Genomic DNA, 22,347 nt, shown 5'->3' with positions numbered 1-22,347 from the left:
GTTCAGACTATGCCGCCGTGTGCGGGGTAGCCCCCGGGAAAATCACCCTGCGGCCATGCCGCTGGCGCTCGATATCGCTTCCGGTGCCTGTATCTCTATGCGGGACTTCCCTTTCGCCGTGCGCGCGGGCCTGGCGCCACTTGGCTTCCTGATGGTGGCCGCACTGGTGCCGGCGGCCGCCGCGCCGGCCTCGCTGTCAACGCTAGCGAGACTGCTGTTAGGCACGGTGGATGGCAGGAGCACCGGCATGAGTGGCGTGACACGCCTTACCGGCGGTGTGGCCAGCTCAGACGCAGAACTCGACACGGCTTGCCAGGAACTGACGCGCGCCGGGCCATTCATGCTGGACGCCGCGACGCGGATGGAGGGATGCAGCGTCTCGCCCGGCAAGCGCGTGCAGTTCCGCCTCAGCCTGGTTGGCGTGGATGCGACCCGCGAGGGCACCGCGGCGTTCATGGCGAGCGCCCGCCCCGTGCTCGAGCGCGGCATCTGCCGCAACCCGGACGTGCCGGTGCTGGGCCAGTTAGGCATCACGCTGAGCTATCGTTACGCGGGAATCGGCAACCGCCCGCTGGGAGACGTCACGATTACGCCAGACCGCTGCGGCCCGAAGTAAAGACTCGAAGTAAAGACTCGAAGTAAAGACTATTTTCTTTCCTGCGCGCATTCCTGGCGATACGCCTCGTCGAGCTTCTTGCGCTCCGCTTGCCGCTCGATATTGGGATGGGTGCTGCCATCCGCGCTGGTCACGGTGGCTTTGCCGGTGGTCCATTGCGCTCCCGCTGGCAGTGCATTGATCTTGTCGAGCAAGCCCTGGCAATGGGTGCGCTGGGATGGCGTGAGGGTGCCGTCCGCCGCCGGCCCGACATTGTCGGTGGCGGTATCCAGCAAGAGCCGCGGCGGCGGCGGCGCGACCATCGGCGCGGGCACTTCCAGCTCGGCCGCAGTGGCAGCCTGGCCCGCAAGCAGCCCCAGGCCCAGGGCGGCAGCCATGATGATCGAAGCCCGTTTCATGTTCAGTTCTCCACAGCGGGGGCGCATTGCGCCTTCCATGACGATGTTCCAGGGGTCGCCCTGCTGGCTGGTACCGAAAAACCGCATGTTTCCGATGTCCCTCCTTAGGTGGCGGCAGCCGCCGGCAATGCAGGCACGAACCAGACTTGGCTTCGTTCCTTGCCGTTGCCGGCCCGACCAGTGCGATTGCGCAGTTGCTCAAGCTTGAGCAGCGCATCTGCAAGCATACTCTTGAGGCGGGTGTTTTCCTCCTGCAGGTCTCGCAACTTGCGGTTGTCGCGCGCTTCGCTGCCAGCGCCCTGGCCGTACTTGATGCGCCAGCCATAGAAGGACGCGTCGCCAAAAAAGCAGAACGAATTTCCAATATTTGATATTCCCACTCTTGATTTCCGGATTCGTTCTTTTACTTTCATTCAACCGAAAAAATCCGGTTAAACGGACAAAATACCAATTTTTCGGCGCACTACACGCCAAATCGAGCCAATTTATGATCAGAATGAAAAGAATATTGTCAATGTCTTCATGTCCTAACAAAGAGTATTTTTTGATCGATTTTTATGAAATGATTTTCACGAGACCACTGGCAAGTTTCAAAGTTCTGCATTAATCTTGTCTGGCATTAACCAAATTTCCATCTCCAGCAACCGGGCCTCGCGCCCCGGCGCAGGCTGGCGACGATAAGCGCAACGCGTAGCCGGTCGGCTGGTCATTTTTTCAGCGTTGCTTCTCTATACCGGGCCACATGCAAGCAGCACTGCGTCGTAATTCCCCCAGTTTGTCGGGAGATTTTGAAGACCATCATGCCTTGCGGATGCAATGACGCTGTGAGGGGGCTTGTCTTGACGGCCTGGCACGGCAATGGACCAGATACGCCAGCTCCCCGGCACGGCAGATGCGGCATGGCCTTCGGGCTTCAGGGTCTTGGCGCAGAGACAGAGAAGAAAACAAAAACAAGTTTGAAATCCGGAGAAGTCACCATGCGGCACGTCAGCACCAAGCTCTTGCACGTTTTTGTTTTGTTGATGGAATATCGTGACCTCAGCGCCGTCGCCGCCTGCACGCAAGGCCGGGTTCCGACCATTGCCTACAGCCTCGCGCGTCTGCGCGAAATCACCGGCGACCCACTTTTCATCAAGCGCAATGGCACGCTGGAACCTACCGCGCATGCCCTGCGGCTGGAGCAGACCGCCCGCCAGATCTTGTCAACATGGGCGCACCTGGTACGCCCGCTCGCCCCCGTCGCCGAGGAGGCAAGCCCGCACCGCCGTATCTCGATCGGGTTTTCGCCGTCGATCGGCGATCCGGTCATTACCGAGATCCTCACGGCCTTGTGCGAGCAGTTTCCCGATGACCGCTTCATGACGCGGCCGGTCTTTGCCGACGCCGCGCTGGCCACCCAGCTTGGCAGCGGCGAGCTGGACTGCGCCTTCGTGGTCGATAGTCACTTTGTGCCAGAAGACATAGCGCTGCACAACATCATGGCCACGCCGCGCCGCCTAGTCAGCGTGGTGCGGCCAGGCGGCGTTGAGGATGCGGATAGCCGGCACGAGTGGATACTGCTGCAGGAAGACACCGAGCCCGGTAGCCCGCTGCAGGGTTTCCTGAACCGGCTCGCGCACGATCCCGCCTACCGGGAAACCGTGGTGCCGTCCTGGCACACGCAAGTTGCGCTGCTGCTTGCCGCGGGCGGCATCTGTCCGCTGCTGGATTTCAACGTGCCTCTAGTGACACGCACACACAAAACGCGCCTGCTGGCGCCGCCCGGCGGCTTCCCGGAATGGGCAGCCCTGCATTTCTGGGCGCCTGTGCGCGCCGGCAACGCACTGCGCGGCATCATGGAGATCGGGAGCACCGTGCTGCGTGATCCCGTCACCGCCATCGACCGCCGTCACCAGTCACACGAGACGCGCACCTCTGCCTACGCAGCCTGACCCTGCTGCCCCCTGCTGCCCCCTGCTGCCACTGAAGCACGCCGCGCTGCGGCGTGTCGGCTTGCGGCTAGCCACGCCCGCCGGCCCGTGAGGGTTTCCGCGTCCTCCTCTCAAAATTGAGAATAGTCTCAGTCCTGACGCCGAAGCCAACGCTTATGCTTCATGGGCACCTCCTGCTTCCTGTTCGTCCGAGCAAAGCATGCGCCTGGAGGTGCTTTGTTCCTGTGCTGTTCGCGCCGCCGGCGAAAAGCCGTGCGGCGCTTTTTTTCAAGGGCGCGATCCCCTTGCGGCAAGCGCCGCCCAACGCGAATCGAAGCACTCGCTTTTCATGTTCGCGGCATCCGTGCCGCAAGCCCTTCCAGCTCGCGCCAGGCATGTGCGGCCCGGACACCGTGCATGCCTGCGCTTGCGCAGGAGCATTGCCATGCCTTTGAAAATCTTGATTGCCGATGACCATCCCGCCATTACGCTCGCAGTCAGGAGCCAGTTGCGGAACCAGACCGGCTGGGAGGTCTGCGCGGATGTCCACAGCTCCGCCGAGCTGCTGCAGGCCGTGCGCGCATTCCGGCCGGATATCGTCGTCACCGATTACCACATGCCCTGCAGCAACGCGAGCGATGGCATCCGCCTGCTAGCCAGCCTGCGGCGGCACTTTCCGGCGTTAGCCGTGGTGGTGCTCACCATGATCACCAACCCGCTGGTCCTGCGCGCCATCCTGAACGCAGGCGCCCATGGTCTCCTGCTCAAGGACTCGCAGCTGGACGAACTGGTCACCGCCATCATCCGCGTCGAACGCGGGCTGCGCTTTATCGGCGACTCCGCCGCGCGCGTGCTGGAGCAGTCCGGCGCCCACTACGCGCCCGGCAGCGCCGGCGCCCTGTGCCTGTCGGTACGCGAGTCCGAAGTCATGCGGCTCTACCTCAGTGGCAACTCGATCACCGGGATTGCCGGGCAGCTGAGCCGCAGCGTCAAGACCATCAGCCGCCAGAAAAACAGCGCCATGCGTAAGCTGGGGGCCAGCAATGAGCGCGAGCTGTTCGACTTCGCGGCGCAACAGGGCCTGGTGCTGCCGAACCCGGATCGTCCTCAGGAGAGCCAGCCGGCCAGCCAGTCCGACTGGCTATAATCGCAGCGCCGCGCAGGCAGCCGTTTCTGCCAGCCTCGCTACTTGGAGGCCGTTTCAACATGAAGCGAAGCGGTTCTGGCTAGGCGCGCGGCCGCAGACAGTACAAGTGGTACGCCAAGGCCGCGCAACGACGCCAGCATCTTTTTGAAATGGCCTCTTAGCCAACCAACGTCATCGCCATGTCCAACCTTGCCGCAACCACCGCACCCGCCGCTCCAGGCACCCCATCCGATGCGGCAAGGCCCCTGCGCGTGCCCGCCATGCTGGTGGCGGCGCCGGCCTCGGGCCAGGGCAAGACCACCGTGACGGCCGCGCTGGCATGGCTGCACCGCCGCGCCGGCCGCACCGTCCGCGTCTTCAAAAGCGGCCCCGACTACCTCGACCCCTCCATTCTCGCGGCTGCCAGTGGCGCGCCGGTCCACTCGCTCGACTTGTGGATGACCGGCGCCGAAGACGCCGCGGCACGCCTTGCCCAGGCAGCGGCCGAAGCCGACCTGATCCTGGTGGAGGGCGTCATGGGCCTGCACGACGGCACCCCCAGCAGCGCCGACCTGGCGCGCCATTTCGGCCTGCCGGTGCTTAGCGTGATCCAGGCCGGCGCGATGGCGCAGACGTTTGGCGCGCTGGCCTTCGGGCTGGCGGGCTACGGCCAGCCGCTGGCTTCCATGCAAGTGCTTGCCAACGGGGTGGCCTCCCCGCGGCACGCCGATATGCTGAAAGAGAGCCTGCCGGCGCATATCGCCTGGGCCGGCGCGCTAGCGCACGACAACGCGGCATCGCTGCCCGAGCGGCACCTGGGCCTGCTGGCGGCCGATGAACTGCCCGACCTCAACACGCGGCTGGACCGCCTCGCGGATGCACTCGCCGGGCAACCCATCGGCGCCCTGCCCGCGGCCGTGGAGATTGCCGCGGCGGCGCCGCTGCCCGTGCCGCCGCCGCTGCTGGCCGGCAAGACCATCGCCATCGCCCGCGACGCCGCGTTCCGCTTTATCTACCCTGCCAACCTGGATACGCTCCAGGCGCTCGGCGCCCGGCTGGCCTTCTTCTCCCCGCTCGACGACGCTGCCTTGCCCGCCTGCGATGCGCTCTGGCTGCCCGGCGGCTACCCCGAGCTGCACGCCGCGCGCCTGTCGGCCAACACAGGCATGCTGGCCGCCCTGCGCCAAGCCCATGCCAACGGCCTGCCGATCCTGGCCGAATGCGGCGGCATGATGGCGTTGTTCGAGACGCTGGTCGACAAGGCCGGGCATAGCCACGCCGTGGCGGGCCTGCTGCCTGGCACGGTGATCATGCAACGCCGCCTTGCCGCGCTCGGCCATCAACAACTGGCGCTGCCCGAAGGCACCTTGCGCGGCCACACCTTCCATTACTCCAGCGCGCAAACCCCGCTGGCGCCCTACTGCCACGCCACCGTGCCGCGCGACGGGTCGCGGGGCGAAGCGGTGTTCCGGCAGGGCGCGCTGACGGCGTCCTACACGCATCTGTATTTCCCGTCCAACCTGTTGTCCATTGCAGCGCTGTTCGGCGGCGCGCGGTAAGTGCAAGCATCACGTAATGCCACAAAACTCGCGCCGGTACTGCTCCGGCGTGACGCCAGCCTCGCGCTGGAACATCGCGATAAACGCGGATGCCGTGCTGTAGCCGAGTGCGAACGCGATCTCCTGCACGCTGCGGCCCGCCTCCAGGGCATCGATGGCACGCAGGAAACGCAGACGCTGGCGCCAGTCGCCGAAGGACATGGCCAGCTCGTGCTGGCAACGGCGCGCAAGGGTGCGTTCGGTCATGTGCACGCTGGCAGCCCATTCAGCCAGCGTGCGATGGTCGCCAGGATCGGCCTGCAGCGCCTCCAGCACGGCGGCCAGGGCGGGTGTGGTTGCCGCCGGGAGGTAACAGCGCTGCACCGGCGCCACGGCAAGCTGGTCAACCACCACATGCGCCAGCCGAAGATCGGCGGGCGTGCGCGGCACATGCAGGTCGCGCGCGGCAAAATCCGCCAGCACGCTCTTGATGATCGGGCTGATGCGCACCGTGCAGGGCTCGGCCGGCAGTTGCGCGCATAGGCCGGGCTCGATGTAGATCGAGCGGTAAACGATCGCGTGGCGCAACGTGCAGCTGTGCACCACCTTTGGCGGAATCCATATGGCGTACTGCGGCGGGGAAAGCAGCCGCATGCCCACGGTTTCCATCTGCATCGAGCCGTGCGCGGCGTAGTTCAGGTGACCCCAGCTATGACTGTGCGCCTCCGCCAGGGTATCGGCGCCGAACTCGTCGTAGCGCAGGTAGAAGGGGCCTTCCATCCCTTCGACATCCAGGATCGGCAGGAAACGCCACTTGTCGGCCATGGCCATGCTTTTTGGGTCCGTTGCTACACAGAGTCCGGAATTCCGGTCGATATGTCCTAATTGAGCTATATAGATCAACACAGACGCGCTCATGATAGCGTTCCAAACACATCAGAGAAAGCGCTCATGTGGCAATACGCCTTTCCGCTCCTGGCCGTCGTGATCTGGTCAGGCAACACCGTCGTCAGCAAAATGGCCGCCGGCACCATCGCGCCGGCCGAGATCAGCTTCTACCGCTGGTTGCTGGCAGCCGTGCTCTTCACGCCGCTGGCACTGCGTCCCGTGCTGCGCAACTGGGCCGCGATCCGGCCCGGATTGGGGCGGATCGCCGTGCTGGGCCTGCTCGGCATGGTGGCCTATCAGTGCCTGGCCTACTATGCCGCCTACCTGACCACGGCGACCCACATGGGCATCATCGGCTCGCTCACGCCGATGATGGTGCTGGCATTGTCGATCTTGCTACTGGGACAGGGCCTGACCGCTGGCGCCGTGGCGGGGTCCGTGCTGTCGATTACCGGCGTGCTGGTGGTCGTATCGTCGGGAAACCTGGGCAGCCTGCTGACCAGCGGCGCCAACCTCGGGGACGCACTGATGCTGCTGGCCATGCTGGCCTACGCGGTCTATGTGATCTTGCTCAAGCGCTGGAAGATGAAGGACGTGCCGGCGCTGCAACTGCTTTACCTGCAGATCGTCGCGGCCGTCATCGCGTTGCTGCCGCTATACCTGCTCACGCCAAAGATGGGCCTCTCGGCCGCCAATCTCCCTCTGGTCGGGTTCGCCGGGCTTATGGCATCGATGGTTGCACCGCTGGTGTGGATGCACGCCGTCGCCCGCATCGGGCCGAGCMGTGCGAGCATGTTCTTCAACTTGATCCCCCTGCTCACCGCGCTGATTGCTGCGGGCTTGCTTGGCGAATCGCTCGCGCCATATCACGCGGTCGGCGGGGTGCTCACGGTGTTGGGCGTGCTGCTGGCCGAGATATGGATGGCGCCGTTGAGGCTGCAACTGGCCCGGCCGTAGGGACAGCTGGGTTAGTCAGGACGGTTGGGGCAAGGTCATCGTGGATGCCGCGCTCACACGGCGTCCGCCTTGTCCTGCTGTGTGCGCAGCACCGCTTCGGCAATGCCGCCCTCAAGCTCTTCCAGTCCCTTGGACAGATTGCGCATGGTGGTCTCGGAGACGTTTTCCAGCACGTCCTGCAGAAACGCCGAGCGCAGCGGCAATGCCTGCTCCACTACGCCATGCCCGAGCGCCGACAGGGTGACGTTGGTCACGCGGTTGTCGCGCTCGCTGGTGTTGCGCTCGACCCAGCCGAGCTCCTGCAGCGCCTTGAGCTGGCGCGTGAGCGCGCCCGGGTCCATGCCGACGCGGTCGGCAAGGGGCTTCTGCGCGATGGGCCCGGCGTGCGTGTACAACGCGGACAGAATGCGCCAGCGCGGCAAGGGATGGCCGATGCGCTGCTCGAAAGCCGCGGCATAGGCCCGGTAAGTTCGCCCGAACTGCTGTAGCACAGCCAGGCTTTGACGCTCCAATTCCACTCCAATCTCCTGCTTGGGGCACCGTCACGCGACGGGCAACCTCCCCACATTATCGGCTAGCCCCGCGCCCTACTCCGTTGCCATGACCGGCTTGACGGCGCGCTCCAGCTTGATCGGCGGCACCCGCCGTGAACGCCACAGGCCCAGCACCGCAATCACCGCGGCCAGCGCCAGCCCCATATGAATGGCCCCAACCAGCGACAGCCGGGCCTGCTCCAGCAACAAGGCGCCATTGTGCCCGGCAGCCTCCAGCTGCGACAGCAGGCTAGCCTGCGCCGCACGGTCGATCAGGATCTGCGGATCCGCCATGCGCGCCTGCCACTGCCCGGCGCCAGCGCTCTGCAGCGCGTCGTGCACGCCACTGAGGTAGCTGCGCGTGACCAACGTGCCCACCACGGCAGTACCGATCATGCCGCCGACCATGCGCAGCGACTGCAGCATCGCCGTGGCAATGCCCAGATGCTCGCGGCCCGCGGTCTGCTGCGCAAACACCGTCAGGTTGGGCATGATGAAGCCGAGCCCGAAGCCACATAGCAGCATCATGCCCAGCAACAACTGGTGCGACATCCCGCGCGTCGCCTGGGACAGCCCAAGGCAAGCCAGCGCCAGCATGCCGAATCCCGCATACAGCATATTGTTAGGCTGGCGGATGCGGGTGATGATGCGCCCATTGATGATACTGCCCACCGTGATGCACACCACCAGCGGGGTCACCAGCACGCCCGCCTCCTTCGGCGAATAGCCAAAGCCCCCCTGGAACAGCAGCGGCGCGTACAGCAGCAACGAGAACATCGCGAAGCCGACGAACACGGCCAGCAGGAACAATGGCGCCAGCCCGGGATTGCGGAACATCTCCAGCGGCAGGATCGGGTTCGGCGTGCGGCGCTCCCATTGCCATAACCCAACCAGCGCGCACACCGACATCACCAGCAAGCCGCCGGTGACCAGCCCGAACCCACGCTCGGGCATCAGCTCCACGCACAGCTGCAAGCCGCCCAGCCCCACRCCGATCAACGCCGCGCCGAGCCAATCCACCTTGATCGCGCCGGTATTGGTCTGCTGGCGCAAGTGCGGCAGGTAGCGCCAGGCAAACCACAACCCCAGCAAGCCCACCGGCAAGTTCACGTAGAACACCGAGCGCCAGCCATAGGCCTCGGTCAGCACGCCGCCAAGCGACGGCCCCACCGCGTTGGCAATGCCGAACGCCGCGCTCATCATCACCTGCCAGCGCAGGCRCACATGCGAATCGGGGAACAGGTCAGGGATACAAGCAAAGGCAGTGCCCACCAACATGCCGCCGCCAATGCCCTGCAGGCCGCGCGCAAGCACCAGGAACGGCATGCTCGTTGCCATGCCGCACAACGCGGAAGCCAGCGTGAACACAACGATCGACGCCATCACGAAGGGCTTTCGCCCGTAGTAATCGCCCAGCCGCCCGAAGATCGGCACGGTGATCACCGACATCAGCAGATAGGCCGTCGCCACCCAGGCGTAGTACTCGAACCCCTGCAGTTCGGCCACCACGGTCGGCAGCGCGGTGCCGACCACGGTCTGGTCAAGTGCGACCAACATCACCACGAACGCGATACCCAGYATGGCCAGCAGGGACTCGCGGAATGGCAGCACCTGCCCGCTGCTATGCGCCTCGTGAGGCTGCGAAATCATTTTATTGTCCCATCAATGATTGTGTAGTCAATCATTATAGGGCAGGGTCGGGGAGCCGGTGATAGAGATTGCGATCGACAGATGCAACCGGAATCCGCACCGCCGGCCGCTCTCGGCACCGAGAAGCATCTGGGCTGGCCGACCTGGCCGGGTGCCTAGATCGGCACAGCGTCATCGGTGGCATGGACCAGCAAAACCCTTCAAGCCAGAGCCACCCCATACTGCGCAAGAAACATCGCAACCGCCGAATCCACCACCTGCCGCTGCAACGCCGCATCCAGCGGCGGCTGTCCCATGGTGATCTGCGGCCAGAAGGCGAAGGCCTTGATCAGCGCCTGTAGCTGACAGGCGGCAAAGGCGGGATCCGCCGCTTTCAGCTTGCCGTCGGCCTGCGCCGCGCGTATCCAGACATTGATGCCCTCCTCCCGCTCGCCCAGCCTGGCGACCATTTCCCTCGCCCGCTCTGGCGAGTGGATGGTCTCGGCGATGGCAACGCGTGCCAGGTCGATGAAGCTGGCGTTGTTGAGCATGTTCATCTTCAGGCGCACCAGCTCGCGCAGCTGCGCATCCACCGGCTGGTCGCTCGCGTAAGCCATGTCAAGGTCGCCCTGGCTGCTCTCCCATAACTGGGAAAGTATCTCGGCAAACAGCTCGTCCTTGCTGGCGAAGTGGTTGTACACCGTGCGCTTGGAAACCGCTGCCCGGGCGGCGACCTTGTCCATGCTGGTGACTTCGAAGCCGTTGTCGCGGAACTCGGCGATGGCGGCCTGAATGATGGCTTCGCGTTTGYGATCCGTCAGGCGTTGGGCTGGGGGCATGGCGTTCCTGGGGGGCCTTGGCGTCGGGGAAAGGGGGTAATTTTACACCGACAAGTTTACTTTCCAGAAAATGGAAACTACACTGTGCAGTACAGTTTTTGCAAATCGAAGCTGGATGGAACGGCCCCCGCCGCTTGCCCTGCCCCCACTTTGGATCCTGATTGCCATCATGACCAATCATTCGCCCCGTCCCGTCAGCCGCCAGAGCTACACCCAGTCGCCGGAATCGCGCGCGAGCCAGGCACGCGCCCTGGCCGGGCCGCCAAAGGGCGGCTTGCTCAAGACCCTCGGCATCGCCTGGCGCTTTCTCTTCGACAAACCCGCGGACACCCAGCCCGCCGGCCCGGTTCCGGTGCAAACGCTGACGCAGGCTGACCTGCTCRCCGCGCCGGACAACACGGTATTCCGGCTTGGGCATTCCACCGTGCTGCTGAAACTGCGCAACGCTTTCTGGATCACGGATCCGGTCTTTAGCGAGCGCGCTTCGCCGGTGCAATGGGCTGGGCCGCAGCGTTTCCATCAACCGCCGATTGGCATCGACGATTTGCCGCCCATCAAGGCGGTGATCCTCTCGCACGATCACTACGATCACCTGGACCGCGCGGCCATCATGGCACTGGCGGACAAGACCGAGCACTTCCTGACGCCGCTGGGCGTAGGGGATCGCCTGATCGACTGGGGGATCCACGCGGGCAAGGTGAGACAGCTCGACTGGTGGCAAACCACCGAGGTGGAGGGCGTGCGCTTTGTCGCTACACCGGCACAGCATTTTTCCGGGCGAACGCCATTTGACGGCAACCGTACGCTGTGGGCATCGTGGGTGATTCTGCACACCGGTCTGCGCGTGTTCTTCAGTGGCGACACGGGCTACTTCGATGGCTTCAAGCGCATTGGCGAGCGGTATGGCCCATTTGATCTCACACTGATGGAAACCGGCGCCTACGACGTGAACTGGCCCGCCGTGCACATGCAGCCTGAGCAGACCCTGCAGGCGCATATCGACCTGAGGGGCAATTGCCTGCTGCCGATTCACAACGGCACCTTCGACCTGGCCATGCACGCCTGGCACGAGCCCTTCGACCGCATCATCGCGCTGGCCGCCGCGCGCGGCGTTCCCGTCAGCACCCCGCGCATGGGCGAGGCCGTCAGCATCCTGCAAGCGCACAACGGGGATCGCTGGTGGCTGGACGTAAAGACGCGCCGCAACCGCAAATCGATGCCGCCCGCAAGCCCGCGCATCGTCAACGAACAGCCCTGAGAAAAACAATGACCGCCCGGGCCGCCGAGGAGATTCCCGCGCTGGCGGCCAGTCGGCTGGCCTGAGCCACGCCAAACTCACAATCGCATCACGGTGTATCATGGCTGCGTTGCAGGCTCTCCGCCTGCATCAGCGTTCTCAGGGCGGGGTGAAAGTCCCCACCGGCGGTGATGGCGATTTTTTCGCATAAGCCCGCGAGCGCCCGGTTCTTCTCGAAGTCTCCGAGAGCCGGGGTCAGCAGATTCGGTGTCACTCCGAAGCCGACGGTCATAGTCYGGATGAAAGAGAGCGCGATGTTTCTGTTCCCCCGCTCCGTCTCCCGGCGCCGGGGGACTAAACTCGTGCGCCCTGATTCTGGTAACCCACTCTTCTGAAGAAGACCATGAATCAGTTAGTTTCTCCTGTCCAGCGCGACCACCGCGACCTCCAGGACACCACTCCCGTCAATCCGGCCTGGCGCTTTGCGTTTATCCATGCGCAATGGCATGCGGATATCGTGCATCAGGCCCGCGACGCCTTCCTCGCTGAAATGGCCGCGCGCGGCGTAGCGCGCGAGGCGGTGGACGTGATTGAAGTGCCTGGCGCGTTCGAGATCCCGCTGCATGCACGCAAGCTGGCGGACACCGGGCGCTATGCGGCGATCGTAGCGTCGGGCTTTGTCGTCGATGGCGGMATCTACCGCCACGAGTTTGTCGCGGACGCCGTCATCAGCGGCCTGATGCGCGTGCAGCTCGATACGCAGGTGCCCGTGCTTTCCGCCGTGCTGACGCCGAAAAGCTTCCACGATCATGAAGACCACCGCAAATTCTTCAGCGAGCACTTCGTCGTGAAGGGCCGCGAGGCGGCGCAGGCCTGCATCAAGACGGTGGAAAGCCTGAGCAAGCTGGTAGCTTGACCGGATCTGGCCCGCGCTAGGGCTCGGGGGCGCGGCGCGCATCTTCAGGGAATCAGTACGTTTCCAGATGCAGCCGCCCATCCTTCTTGAGCGCGGCGCCCACCGTGTCCCACGACAAACCCGCCTGCTGCGCCACGTCCCGCAAGGCCAGCACCACGCCCTCCTCCATGCTCTTGAGCCCGCAAACGTAGAAGCAGGTGTTCGGGTCCGCCAGCAACGGCCCCAGGTCGGCTGCGCGCTCGCGCATCACGTCCTGCACATAGCGCTTGGGCTGCCCCGGGGTGCGCGAGAACGCGAAGTTGATATCGATGAAGTCCTTGGGCAGGCTTTGCAGCGGGCCGAAGTAAGGCAGCTCCTCCTGCGTGCGCGCGCCGAAAAACAGCATCAGCTTGCCGCCCTCGAACTTGCCGGACTTGCGCAGCCGCCGGCGCCATTCCGTCATCGCGCGCATCGGCGCGCTGCCGGTGCCCGTGCAGATCATCACGATATGGGAGCGCGGATGGTTGGGCATCAGGAAGCTCGCGCCAAACGGCCCGATCACTTCCACCTTGTCACCCACCTGCAGGTCGCACATATAGTTCGATGCGACGCCRCGCACCGGGTTGCCCTGGTGGTCTTCCAGCACGCGCTTGATGGTGAGCGAGATGTTGTTGTAGCCCGGCCGCTCGCCATTGCGCGGGCTGGCCAGTGAATACTGGCGCGCATGGTGCTGGCGGCCGCTGGCGTCCACGCCCGGCGGCACGATGCCGATCGATTGGCCTTCCAGCACCGGAAATGGCGCGGTGCCGAAGTCCAGCACGATATGGTGCGTATCGTAGTCGCGCCCGACCTCGGTGACGCGCGCATTGCCAACCACGGTGGCCGTGACGGAGCGGGCGGCGGCCTTGGCGCCATAGAGGTTGGTATAGGCATGGGCGGCCGACCACGGCGGCACGGTGGCGCCGTACTGGGCACTGTTGAAGCCGCCTTCGCCGGTGACGGCCGCTAGCGATGACGCCGGGGCGGATTCGAGAACCGGCTCGGCATCCGCCGCCACGCCTTGCGCGGCAAGCTGCTCGGAGGAGAGTTCGTCAGGCAACGTGTCCCAGCCAAACTGCTCCACAATGCTGTAGGCCTTGGCGCGCGGCATGGTGCGCCAGTTGTCGATCGAGCCGGTCGGGCATGGCGAGATGCAGGCCATGCAGCCGTTGCACTTGTCCGCGTCGACCACATAGTTGCGCGCATCGTGGGTGATGGCCGCGACCGGGCAGGTGGCCTCGCAGGTATTGCAGCGGATGCAGATCTCGGGGTCGATCAGGTGCTGCCTGATGACCTGGATGTCGGACATGTCCATGGCGAACTCCGGGGGTGATGCGACCCCTGTGGCCGGGGCCTCTTGCCGCAGGAGCCCACCGGGCCCCTGCCTTCTTGCGATTTTCGATTTCGATTCTCGGTTTCGGCTTTCGACTCGCGGCGCTCAGTTGAAGCGCACGTACTCGAAATCCACCGGCTGGCGGTTGATGCCCATCACCGGCGGCGCGATCCAGCCGGCAAACTTGCCGGGCTCGACCACGCGGCCCATCAGGCTGGCCACATAGGCGCGGTCGGTCTCGCTAGGCAGCCACTGGTCGACATTGGCTTTCCACTCCGCGTCCGAAATCACCCGGCCATCCGGCGAGATCTTCACGCCGGAGAGCGCGCCGATATTGCGGTGGAAGGCCTTGTGCGGGACCTTCAGGCGCAAAGGGATGCCGGCCTTGTCGATCACGCGGTTCCAGCGCTCCACGCCGGCCACGCTGTCCTTGATGTAGTCGTCTCGCAGCACTTCGTTGAGCGCGTTGAGCATCGGCACTTCCTTTTCGATCAGCTGGCCGCCGCTGGCCTGCAGGACCTTGTAGGTCTGGCCCTTGAGCACGTGGTCGTCGGTGCGCTTGCCTTCTTCGTAGCGGCCCTTGAGGCCGGTGCTGTAGAAGGTCGCGGCGTTGCTCGACTCATCCGCGCCGAACAGGTCGATGGTCACGCTGTAGTGGAAGTTCAGGTAGCGCTGGATGGTCGGCAGGTCGATCACGCCGGTGGCGCGCAAGCGGGCCGGGTCGTCGGTCTTGAGCTCGTTCATCACCTGGCAGGTGCGCTGGATCACACGCGAGACGCCRCTCTCGCCCACGAACATGTGGTGCGCTTCCTCCGTCAGCATGAACTTGGTGGTGCGGGCGAGCGGATCGAACGAGCTCTCGGCCAGTGCGCACAGCTGGAACTTGCCGTCGCGGTCGGTGAAATAGGTGAACATGAAGAACGACAGCCAGTCCGGCGTCTGCTCGTTGAACGCCTGCAGGATGCGTGGGTTGTCTTGCTGGCCGCTGCGGCGCTCCAGCAGCGCTTCGCCCTCTTCGCGGCCGTCGCGGCCGAAATACTTGTGCAGCAGGTAGACCATGGCCCACAGGTGGCGGCCTTCTTCCACGTTGACCTGGAACAGGTTGCGCAGGTCGTACATGCTCGGCGCGGTCAGGCCGAGGTGGCGCTGCTGCTCCACCGATGCGGGTTCGGTATCGCCCTGCGTGACGATGATGCGGCGCAGGTTGGCGCGGTATTCGCCGGGCACGTCCTGCCAGGCGTCTTCACCCTTGTGGTCGCCAAAGTGGATCTTGCGGTTGGCCTCGGCGGGGTTGAGGAAAATGCCCCAGCGATAGTCCGGCATCTTCACGTGGCCAAAGTGCGCCCAGCCTTGCGGGTCGACGCTGATGGCGGTGCGCAGGTAGATATCGAAATCCTGCGAGCCGTCCGGCCCCATATCGTTCCACCAGCTCAGGTAGTTGGGCTGCCATTGCTCGAGCGCGCGCTGCAGCGTGCGGTCTTCACTGAGGTTGACGTTGTTGGGGATCTTGTCGCTGTAGTTGATGCTGGACATCATGGTCTCCGGGCTGGCTATGCGTTGGATGCGGCGGATTCGGGTTCGGATTCAGCTACTGGTTCGGCTTCAGGTGCGATATCAGAGATCTCAGCGATATCGGCGATGTCAGGTCAGACGCGGTTCCAGTCGAACGCGGCCTTGTCGCCCTTGCCGTAGACCTTGAGCGCGCCCTTCTCGCCCACTGCGTTGGGACGCTGGAAGATCCAGTTCTGCCAGGCGGTGAGCCGCCCGAAGATGCGGGTGAACATGTTCTCCTGGCCGTTGAAGCGCAGGTTGGCCTCCATGCCGGTGAGCGCATCCGGCGACATGGCCGCGCGCTCTTCGAGCGCGATGCGCACTTCATCGGTCCAGTCGATGTCGTCGGGGTTGGCGGTAACCAGGCCCACCGCGAATGCGGCGTCGGCGTCCAGCGGCTGGCCCGCCTTGGCGCGCACCGCGTCCAGCGCCGGTTGCTCGTCGTAGAAGCGCCGTCCCAGGCGGCTCTGCCCGGTCGCCATCGGGTACAGCCCGAAGTTGGTCTCGGCCACGGTGATCTTGGGCGCGCGCGCCTCGTCGTCCGGCAGCGCCAGGTGGTAGCTGCGGTCGCACGCCAGCGCCAGCTCCAGGAAGGTGCCGGCAAAGCAGGAGCCCGGCTCGATCAGCGCGAACAGGCTGCGCGAGGACACATCCAGGCGGGAGAACGTGCGGCGCAGCAGGCCGATGGTCTCACGCACCAGCCAGTGATCCTGGTTGGCCAGCAGCGTGGCGTCCATGGCCAGCACGTTGGCGGCGTCGCCGTCGGTCTTGATCAGCCAGGTGCCGATATCCAGCTCGTTGGTGCGCATCGACAGGATGGCGTCTTCGAGTTCGCGCGCCAGCTGCAGCGGGTACCAGGCGGCGCCAGCCTCGGCAAGGGCGGCAACGCTGGTCGGCTGCGTGGCGGATGGGCCCTGCACGGTGAAGGTAGCCTTGCGGCCCGCGCGGTCGATCTCTACGGTGACGTGGGTGTAGCGCAGCGCGTCGGCTTCGAGCGTGCGCGCGAGCGGGGTCAGCGCCACGCCGCTGGCGTTGGCCGGGCGGTCGCTCTGCGCGGCCAGGGCCTGGGCGCGCTCCTGCACTTTTTGCGCAAAGACGGCGGGCTTGGCGATGTCGTCCACCAGGCGCCAGTCCTTGGCGCGCTGGCCGCGCACCCCTTCGGTGGTGGTGCAGAAGATATCCGCCAGATCGTGGCGCACATGGCGCTTGTCGGTCACGCGGGTCAGGCCGCCGGTGCCGGGCAGCACGCCCAGCAGCGGCACTTCGGGCAGGCTCACGGCGGAAGAGCGGTCGTCGACGAGGATGATCTCGTCACAGGCGAGCGCCAGCTCGTAGCCGCCGCCGGCGCAGGCGCCGTTGACCGCGGCGAGAAACTTCAGGCCGCTGTGCTTCGACGAATCCTCCAGCCCGTTGCGCGTCTCGTTGGTGAACTTGCAGAAATTCACTTTCCAGGAATGGCTGGAGACACCCAGCATGAAGATATTGGCGCCGGAGCAGAACACCTTGTCCTTGCCGCTGGTGACCACCACGGTGCGCACCTCGGGATGCTCGAAGCGGATGCGGTTGACCGCATCATTGAGTTCGATGTCGACGCCGAGGTCGTAGCTGTTGAGCTTGAGCTTGTAGCCGGGACGCAGGCCGGCGTTTTCATCGATGTCTACCGCCAGCGTGGCAATGGGGCCGTCGAAGGTCAGCTTGAGATGCTTGTACTGGGACGGGTCAGTCTGGTATTCGACGCGGGGGGCGGTAGTCATGGCTGTGTCTCCTCAGCAATGAAGCACAATAGTGCATGGATTGGGTGTTGGTGAAAGAACTATAGTTCATACAACAAAACCCAGTCAAGCAATATTGTGCATCCATACACCAAGGAATCAGAGCGGTAGTTGCAGTGCGTAGCGCACGCGCTCCCGCAGCGCCAGGAAGGTGGGTTCGAGCGGCTCGGCGCTGGTGTCGACGCTGAACTCCGCCTTGGAATAGAAGGCCGCGCGGCCGGCCAGGATGTGGCGCAGGTCTTCCATGGCCTCCTTGCTGGCGGCCATCGGGCGGAAGTCGCCTTGGGCGCGCACGCGGTTCATGTGATCTTCCGGGCTTGCCTGCAGCCACACCGTGGTGCAATGGGCCAGCAGCAGGTTGAAGGTGGCGGGGTCGGACACAAGGCCGCCGGGCGTGGCGATCACCGCTTCGGGATAGATCTGGATGGCTTCCTCCAGCGCGCGCCGCTCATAGCGGCGGTAGGCGTTCATGCCATACAGGCCTTGGATTTCCGAGATGCTGCAGCCGGCGAACTTCTCGATCTCGCGGCTGAGTTCCACAAAGGGAAAGCCCAGGTCCTCGGCCAGCATGCCGCCCAGCGTGGACTTGCCGGCACCGCGCAGCCCGATCAGCGCCACGCGCGGGCTGCGCGCGGCGTTGCCGCCGCCGGTGCCGAGCATCTCGCCCACGGCAATGCGCACACGGCGCAGCGTGCCTTCGTCGCGGTGTTCCAGCAGTTCCCGGATCAGCAGCCATTCCGGCGACGAGGTGGACACATCGCCAAGCAATTCGGCCAGCGAACAGTGCAGCGCCGAGGCGATCTGCAGCAGCACCAGGATGGAAGCATTGCCGCTGCCGTATTCCAGGTTGGCCAGGTGCCGCTCCGAAACGCCGGCAGCCAGCGCCGTGGCCTTGCGGGTCAGGCCCCGGCGCGAGCGGAGCTCGCGCACGCGTTCGCCCAATGCGACGAGAAAGGCGTTTTTCTCCACTCCGGCAGCTTCCGCAGCGCTGCCGTTGCCTGGCGCGGCATCGGCGTCCTGCTCGTCAGGCGCCTCCCGCGTTAACCCGGTAACATGCAATATAGTGCTTGACATGATTTCTCGGTGGCTCTATGTTTCACACATGCACAATAATGCATGAAGCGCGGGTATGCAACCCGGCTGAGTCCAACGGAGCCCCTTCCATGTCCCCCACCGAATTCCGCGAGCAGATCGCGCGGCTCACGGCCCGCATTGCCGGCCGCCCACTCGATGCCGCCCTGGATACCTGGCTGAATGCCGAGCATGGCGTAGGCAGCACGACTTACAGCGAACTCAAGGCAGCCTGCCAGGCCGGCGTGGCCGAGGGCTGGCTGTGCGACCGCGAGGGCGGCGGCATCCGCTATGGCCGCATCTTCAAGCCGGCCGAGGATCTGCACGGGTTCTCCGTCGACGTGGTCGACATGCAAGACATCGCCGGGCCGCATCACACACACCCCAATGGCGAGATCGACCTGATCGTGCCGATCGACGCCACCGCCGAGTTCGACGGCCGCCCCGCCGGCTGGCTGGTCTGCCCGCCAGGCAGTGCGCACCGGCCCACTGTCAGCCACGGCCGCGCGCTTGTGCTCTACCTGCTGCCCGACGGCCGCATCGACTTTACCCGCTGAGATTCCCTTCATGACCGAACTGCTCCCCAACTATCTTGGCGGCCGCTGGCAAGCCGGCTCCGGTGCCGGYGCGACGCTGTCCGACCCTGTACTGGGCGGTGCGCTGGTGCGCGTGGACGCCACCGGGCTCGACCTCGCCGCCGGCTTCGCCTTTGCGCGCGAGCAAGGCGGCGCCGCGTTGCGCGCCATGACCTACCGCGAGCGCGCCGCCATGCTGGCCGCCCTCGTCAAGATCCTGCAGGCCAACCGCGATGCCTATTACGAGATCGCCACCGCCAACAGCGGCACCGTGCACAACGATTCCGCCGTGGATATCGATGGCGGCATCTTCACGCTCGGCACCTACGCCAAGCTCGGCGACACGCTGGGAGAGCGGCGCTATCTGATCGACGGCGATGCCGCGCGGCTCGGCAAGGATCCGCTGTTCCAGTCGCAGCACGTGCTGGTGCCCGCGCGCGGCGTGGCGCTATTGATCAACGCCTTCAACTTCCCGAGCTGGGGCTTGTGGGAAAAGGCCGCGCCGGCACTGCTGGCGGGCGTGCCCGTGATCGTGAAACCCGCGACGGCCACCGCCTGGCTGACCCAGCGCATGGTCAGGGACGTGGTGGACGCTGGCGTGTTGCCGCCCGGCGCGCTGTCGGTGGTGTGCGGCAGCGCGGCCGGACTGCTGGACCAGCTGCAGCCGTTCGATGCGGTCTCCTTCACCGGCTCGGCCCAGACCGCCGCGCTGATCCGCTCGCATGCGGCGGTGACGCAGCGCTCGGTGCGCGTCAATATCGAGGCCGACAGCGTCAACTCGGCCCTGCTGCTGCCCGGCGAGGCCGCCGGCAGCGAAGCGTTCGATCTGCTGGCCAGGGAAGCCGCGCGGGAGATGACGGTCAAGTCCGGGCAGAAATGCACGGCCATCCGCCGCATCTTCGTGCCCGAGGCGCTGTATGGCGCTGCCGCCGATGCCATCGGCGCGCGGCTGGCCAAGGTCCCCGTGGGCAATCCCCGCCATGAAGCGGTGCGCATGGGCGCGCTGGTCAGCCGGGCGCAACTCGAATCGGTGCGCGAAGGGCTGGGTTACTTGCAAGCGCAGGCCGAGGTATTGCACGACGGCGCGCTGCACGCGCTGGTCGATGCCGATCCGGCCGTGGCCTGCTGCGTCGGGCCCACGCTGCTGGGTACGCGCGATGCGGACGCTGCCGATCGCGTGCACGACACCGAGGTGTTCGGTCCCGTGGCCACGCTGGTGCCCTACCGCGATAGCGCCCACGCACTGGCGCTCGTGCGCCGGGGCCAGGGCTCGCTGGTGGCATCGCTCTACGGCAGCGATGCCGATGCGCTGGCCAAAGCCGCGGTGGAACTGGCCGACAGCCATGGCCGCGTCCACGTGATCTCACCCGAAGTTGCCCAACTGCATACCGGCCACGGCAACGTCATGCCGCAATCGCTGCACGGCGGCCCGGGCCGCGCGGGCGGTGGCGAAGAGCTGGGCGGCTTGCGCGCGCTGAATTTCTATCACCGGCGCAGTGCCGTGCAGGCAAGCACCAGCGTGCTGGCACAGCTCTAACGCTCCGCCAGCACCGCCACGGCAAACCCACCAGAACACCGATCCATCGATCCATAGAGACGGGGAGACAAGCATGACAGCCGAACCACAAGTCCAGCCACCCGGCACGCCGTTCAACTTCGCCCAGCACCTGATCGCGTGCAACGCGCAGCGCCCCGGCAAGACCGCCTACATCGACGACCACGGCGCGATGCGCTACGGCGAGCTGGCCGAGCGCATCCGCCGTGTTGCCGCCGCGCTGCAGGCCAGCGGCATCCATCGCGAAGAACGCGTGCTGCTGCTGATGCACGATGGCAACGACTGGCCGGTGTGCTTCCTCGGCGCGATGTATGCCGGCATCGTGCCGGTGGCGGTCAACACGCTGCTCACCGCCGACGACTACGCCTATATGCTGCAGCACAGCCGCGCGCAGGCCGTGCTGGTATCCGGCGCACTGCTGCCCGTGCTGCAGCAGGCCATGGCCCAGGGCGGCCACGAAGCCGGAACCGTGATCGTCTCGCAGCCCGCCGGCCCGCTGCCCGATGGCAYGATCGCCCTCGATGGGTGGATCGGGCGCAACGCGCCGCTAGCCGCGCCGGCCAGCACCGGCCCCGACGATCCCGGCTTCTGGCTCTATTCGTCAGGCTCCACCGGGCGCCCCAAGGGCGTGCTGCACAGCCAGGGCAACCCGTACTGGACCGCCGAGCTCTATGCCAAGCCGGTGCTCTCGCTGGGCGAGGCCGACATCTGCTTCTCGGCCGCCAAGCTCTACTTTGCCTATGGGCTCGGCAATGCCCTGACCTTCCCGCTGAGCGTGGGCGCCACAGTCGTGCTGATGGCCGAGCGGCCAACCCCCGAGGCCACGTTCAGGCGCTGGCTGGACCATCAGCCGACCGTGTTCTTCGGCGCACCGACTGGCTATGCGGGCATGCTCGCCGCGCCCGGGCTGCCCGCGCGCGAGCAGGTCTCGCTGCGCTTGTGCTCCTCCGCCGGCGAGGCCTTGCCCGCCGACCTGGGTGAACGTTTCACCGCGCATTTCGGCTGCGAAATCATCGACGGCATCGGGTCCACGGAGATGCTGCATATCTTCCTGTCCAACCGCCCCGGGCAGGTTCGCTACGGCACCACGGGCTGGCCGGTGCCGGGCTATGCGGTGGAACTGCGCGACGAAGACGGCCACGCCGTGCCCGACGGCGATGTGGGCGACCTCTATATCCAGGGGCCGAGCGCAGCACTGATGTACTGGGGCAACCKGGAAAAATCGCGCGAGACCTTTCGCGGCGGCTGGACCAAGAGCGGCGACAAATACGCGCGCAACGCCGACGGCAGCTACAGCTATGCCGGGCGCAGCGACGACATGCTCAAGGTCAGCGGCATCTATGTGTCCCCGTTCGAGGTGGAGGCCACGCTGGCCCAGCACCCCGCGGTGCTCGAAGCCGCCGTGATCGGCGTGCCAGACCAGACTGGCCTCACCAAGACCAAGGCGTTCGTGGTCCGCAAGGCCGGCGCGCAGGTCAGCGAGGCGGAGCTGAAAGCCTTCGTCAAGGAACGGCTCGCACCCTACAAATACCCGCGCGTCATCGAGTTCGTTGCCGCGCTGCCCAAGACGGCCACGGGCAAGATCCAGCGCTTCAGGCTGCGCGAGATGGAATGCGCGCCAGCATGACAAGCAAAGCAGGAGCACGCCAGCGCCCAATGGCATGACAAGCGCCCGCCCTCTCCCCCCACCCCTCTCCCGCAAGCGGGAGAGGGGAGCCAACCAGCGGCAAGATCAACCAACCGTGGTAGCCGTGTTTCCCGCCCGAAAGGGCGGGAAACACCCAAACGCAATGCGAAGCGAGCCGTCAAGGTGTACCAGGCCGTATGGGGCGCCTCGGGATTCGGCGAAAAGAGCGGAAAAGAGGGACCCATGTCTGAGTATCGC

At 65.5% G+C, this 22,347-nt stretch carries 20 protein-coding genes and 1 riboswitch; of the genes, 10 read left to right on the top strand and 10 right to left on the bottom strand.

Features of this window, described 5'->3' with window-relative positions; genetic code table 11:
* The coding region (locus AC1DS3_RS17355) for a hypothetical protein (protein WP_477127599.1) at positions 1-616 on the top strand (616 nt) is incomplete at its 5' end.
* Between the two features lie 29 nt (positions 617-645).
* Here AC1DS3_RS17355 and AC1DS3_RS17350 read toward each other — a convergent pair.
* Positions 646-1,014 (bottom strand): hypothetical protein, encoded by a 369-nt coding sequence (locus tag AC1DS3_RS17350; protein WP_441640037.1) that lies wholly within the window; start codon positions 1,012-1,014, stop codon positions 646-648.
* A 104-nt stretch (positions 1,015-1,118) separates the two neighbouring features.
* Complete coding sequence (locus AC1DS3_RS17345) at positions 1,119-1,427, bottom strand: transposase (protein WP_441640038.1); 309 nt, start codon at positions 1,425-1,427, stop codon at positions 1,119-1,121.
* A gap of 564 nt (positions 1,428-1,991) precedes the next feature.
* Here AC1DS3_RS17345 and AC1DS3_RS17340 point away from each other — a divergent pair.
* The 3 genes from AC1DS3_RS17340 to AC1DS3_RS17330 all read left to right on the top strand — a co-directional run bounded on the left by AC1DS3_RS17340 (position 1,992) and on the right by AC1DS3_RS17330 (position 5,609).
* Positions 1,992-2,945 (top strand): LysR substrate-binding domain-containing protein, encoded by a 954-nt coding sequence (locus AC1DS3_RS17340; RefSeq protein ID WP_441640054.1) that lies wholly within the window; start codon positions 1,992-1,994, stop codon positions 2,943-2,945.
* Between the two features lie 424 nt (positions 2,946-3,369).
* On the top strand, positions 3,370-4,071 hold the full coding sequence (locus tag AC1DS3_RS17335) for a response regulator (protein WP_441640039.1): 702 nt from the start codon (positions 3,370-3,372) through the stop codon (positions 4,069-4,071).
* A gap of 179 nt (positions 4,072-4,250) precedes the next feature.
* The gene (locus AC1DS3_RS17330; protein ID WP_441640040.1) at positions 4,251-5,609 is read left to right on the top strand and encodes a cobyrinic acid a,c-diamide synthase CobB; all 1,359 of its coding nucleotides are present in this window, start codon (positions 4,251-4,253) and stop codon (positions 5,607-5,609) included.
* Positions 5,610-5,618: 9 nt separating this feature from the next.
* Here the strand turns inward: AC1DS3_RS17330 and AC1DS3_RS17325 are convergent, their stop codons facing one another.
* Positions 5,619-6,413 (bottom strand): AraC family transcriptional regulator, encoded by a 795-nt coding sequence (locus tag AC1DS3_RS17325; protein ID WP_441640055.1) that lies wholly within the window; start codon positions 6,411-6,413, stop codon positions 5,619-5,621.
* A 126-nt stretch (positions 6,414-6,539) separates the two neighbouring features.
* Here AC1DS3_RS17325 and AC1DS3_RS17320 point away from each other — a divergent pair, with 126 nt between their 5' ends.
* On the top strand, positions 6,540-7,433 hold the full coding sequence (locus AC1DS3_RS17320) for a DMT family transporter (protein ID WP_477127598.1): 894 nt from the start codon (positions 6,540-6,542) through the stop codon (positions 7,431-7,433).
* A 53-nt stretch (positions 7,434-7,486) separates the two neighbouring features.
* Here the strand turns inward: AC1DS3_RS17320 and AC1DS3_RS17315 are convergent, their stop codons facing one another.
* The 3 genes from AC1DS3_RS17315 to AC1DS3_RS17305 form a co-directional block, all read right to left on the bottom strand.
* Positions 7,487-7,951 (bottom strand): MarR family winged helix-turn-helix transcriptional regulator, encoded by a 465-nt coding sequence (locus AC1DS3_RS17315; protein ID WP_441640042.1) that lies wholly within the window; start codon positions 7,949-7,951, stop codon positions 7,487-7,489.
* 69 nt (positions 7,952-8,020) lie between these two features.
* Positions 8,021-9,616 carry an MFS transporter gene (locus tag AC1DS3_RS17310; protein ID WP_477127597.1) on the bottom strand — a complete coding sequence of 532 codons (1,596 nt, stop codon included), beginning with the start codon at positions 9,614-9,616 and terminating at the stop codon, positions 8,021-8,023.
* Between the two features lie 200 nt (positions 9,617-9,816).
* Positions 9,817-10,434 (bottom strand): TetR/AcrR family transcriptional regulator, encoded by a 618-nt coding sequence (locus tag AC1DS3_RS17305; protein WP_477127596.1) that lies wholly within the window; start codon positions 10,432-10,434, stop codon positions 9,817-9,819.
* A gap of 169 nt (positions 10,435-10,603) precedes the next feature.
* Here AC1DS3_RS17305 and AC1DS3_RS17300 point away from each other — a divergent pair, with 169 nt between their 5' ends.
* Both AC1DS3_RS17300 and AC1DS3_RS17295 read left to right on the top strand, forming a co-directional pair.
* Positions 10,604-11,692 carry an MBL fold metallo-hydrolase gene (locus AC1DS3_RS17300; RefSeq protein ID WP_477127595.1) on the top strand — a complete coding sequence of 363 codons (1,089 nt, stop codon included), beginning with the start codon at positions 10,604-10,606 and terminating at the stop codon, positions 11,690-11,692.
* 130 nt (positions 11,693-11,822) lie between these two features.
* Positions 11,823-11,986: riboswitch (FMN riboswitch) on the top strand.
* A gap of 88 nt (positions 11,987-12,074) precedes the next feature.
* The gene (locus AC1DS3_RS17295; protein WP_441640046.1) at positions 12,075-12,587 is read left to right on the top strand and encodes a 6,7-dimethyl-8-ribityllumazine synthase; all 513 of its coding nucleotides are present in this window, start codon (positions 12,075-12,077) and stop codon (positions 12,585-12,587) included.
* Between the two features lie 52 nt (positions 12,588-12,639).
* Here the strand turns inward: AC1DS3_RS17295 and boxA are convergent, their stop codons facing one another.
* From boxA to AC1DS3_RS17275, 4 genes are all read right to left on the bottom strand, one after another.
* Positions 12,640-13,920, bottom strand: a complete 1,281-nt coding sequence (gene boxA / locus AC1DS3_RS17290) for a benzoyl-CoA 2,3-epoxidase subunit BoxA (protein WP_441640047.1) — start codon at positions 13,918-13,920, stop codon at positions 12,640-12,642.
* A 123-nt stretch (positions 13,921-14,043) separates the two neighbouring features.
* A complete protein-coding gene (gene boxB, locus AC1DS3_RS17285) occupies positions 14,044-15,471 on the bottom strand; it encodes a benzoyl-CoA 2,3-epoxidase subunit BoxB (RefSeq protein WP_441640056.1) in 1,428 nt (475 codons plus the stop codon).
* Between the two features lie 113 nt (positions 15,472-15,584).
* Positions 15,585-17,243 (bottom strand): 2,3-epoxybenzoyl-CoA dihydrolase, encoded by a 1,659-nt coding sequence (gene boxC, locus AC1DS3_RS17280; protein WP_441640048.1) that lies wholly within the window; start codon positions 17,241-17,243, stop codon positions 15,585-15,587.
* A 117-nt stretch (positions 17,244-17,360) separates the two neighbouring features.
* Positions 17,361-18,335, bottom strand: a complete 975-nt coding sequence (locus AC1DS3_RS17275; protein ID WP_441640049.1) for a helix-turn-helix transcriptional regulator — start codon at positions 18,333-18,335, stop codon at positions 17,361-17,363.
* An 89-nt stretch (positions 18,336-18,424) separates the two neighbouring features.
* On the opposite strand from AC1DS3_RS17275, the gene AC1DS3_RS17270 reads away from it, so the two are divergent.
* The 3 genes from AC1DS3_RS17270 to AC1DS3_RS17260 all read left to right on the top strand — a co-directional run bounded on the left by AC1DS3_RS17270 (position 18,425) and on the right by AC1DS3_RS17260 (position 22,089).
* Complete coding sequence (locus AC1DS3_RS17270) at positions 18,425-18,889, top strand: DUF4863 family protein (RefSeq protein WP_441640050.1); 465 nt, start codon at positions 18,425-18,427, stop codon at positions 18,887-18,889.
* Positions 18,890-18,899: 10 nt separating this feature from the next.
* Positions 18,900-20,444, top strand: a complete 1,545-nt coding sequence (locus AC1DS3_RS17265; protein ID WP_441640051.1) for a 3,4-dehydroadipyl-CoA semialdehyde dehydrogenase — start codon at positions 18,900-18,902, stop codon at positions 20,442-20,444.
* Positions 20,445-20,517: 73 nt separating this feature from the next.
* Positions 20,518-22,089 (top strand): benzoate-CoA ligase family protein, encoded by a 1,572-nt coding sequence (locus AC1DS3_RS17260; RefSeq protein WP_477127594.1) that lies wholly within the window; start codon positions 20,518-20,520, stop codon positions 22,087-22,089.
* The last annotated feature ends 258 nt before the right edge of the window (positions 22,090-22,347 follow it).

The organism is Cupriavidus sp. 01L46 (assembly GCF_056399905.1).
This window is presented reverse-complemented; position numbering and strand designations above follow the sequence as displayed.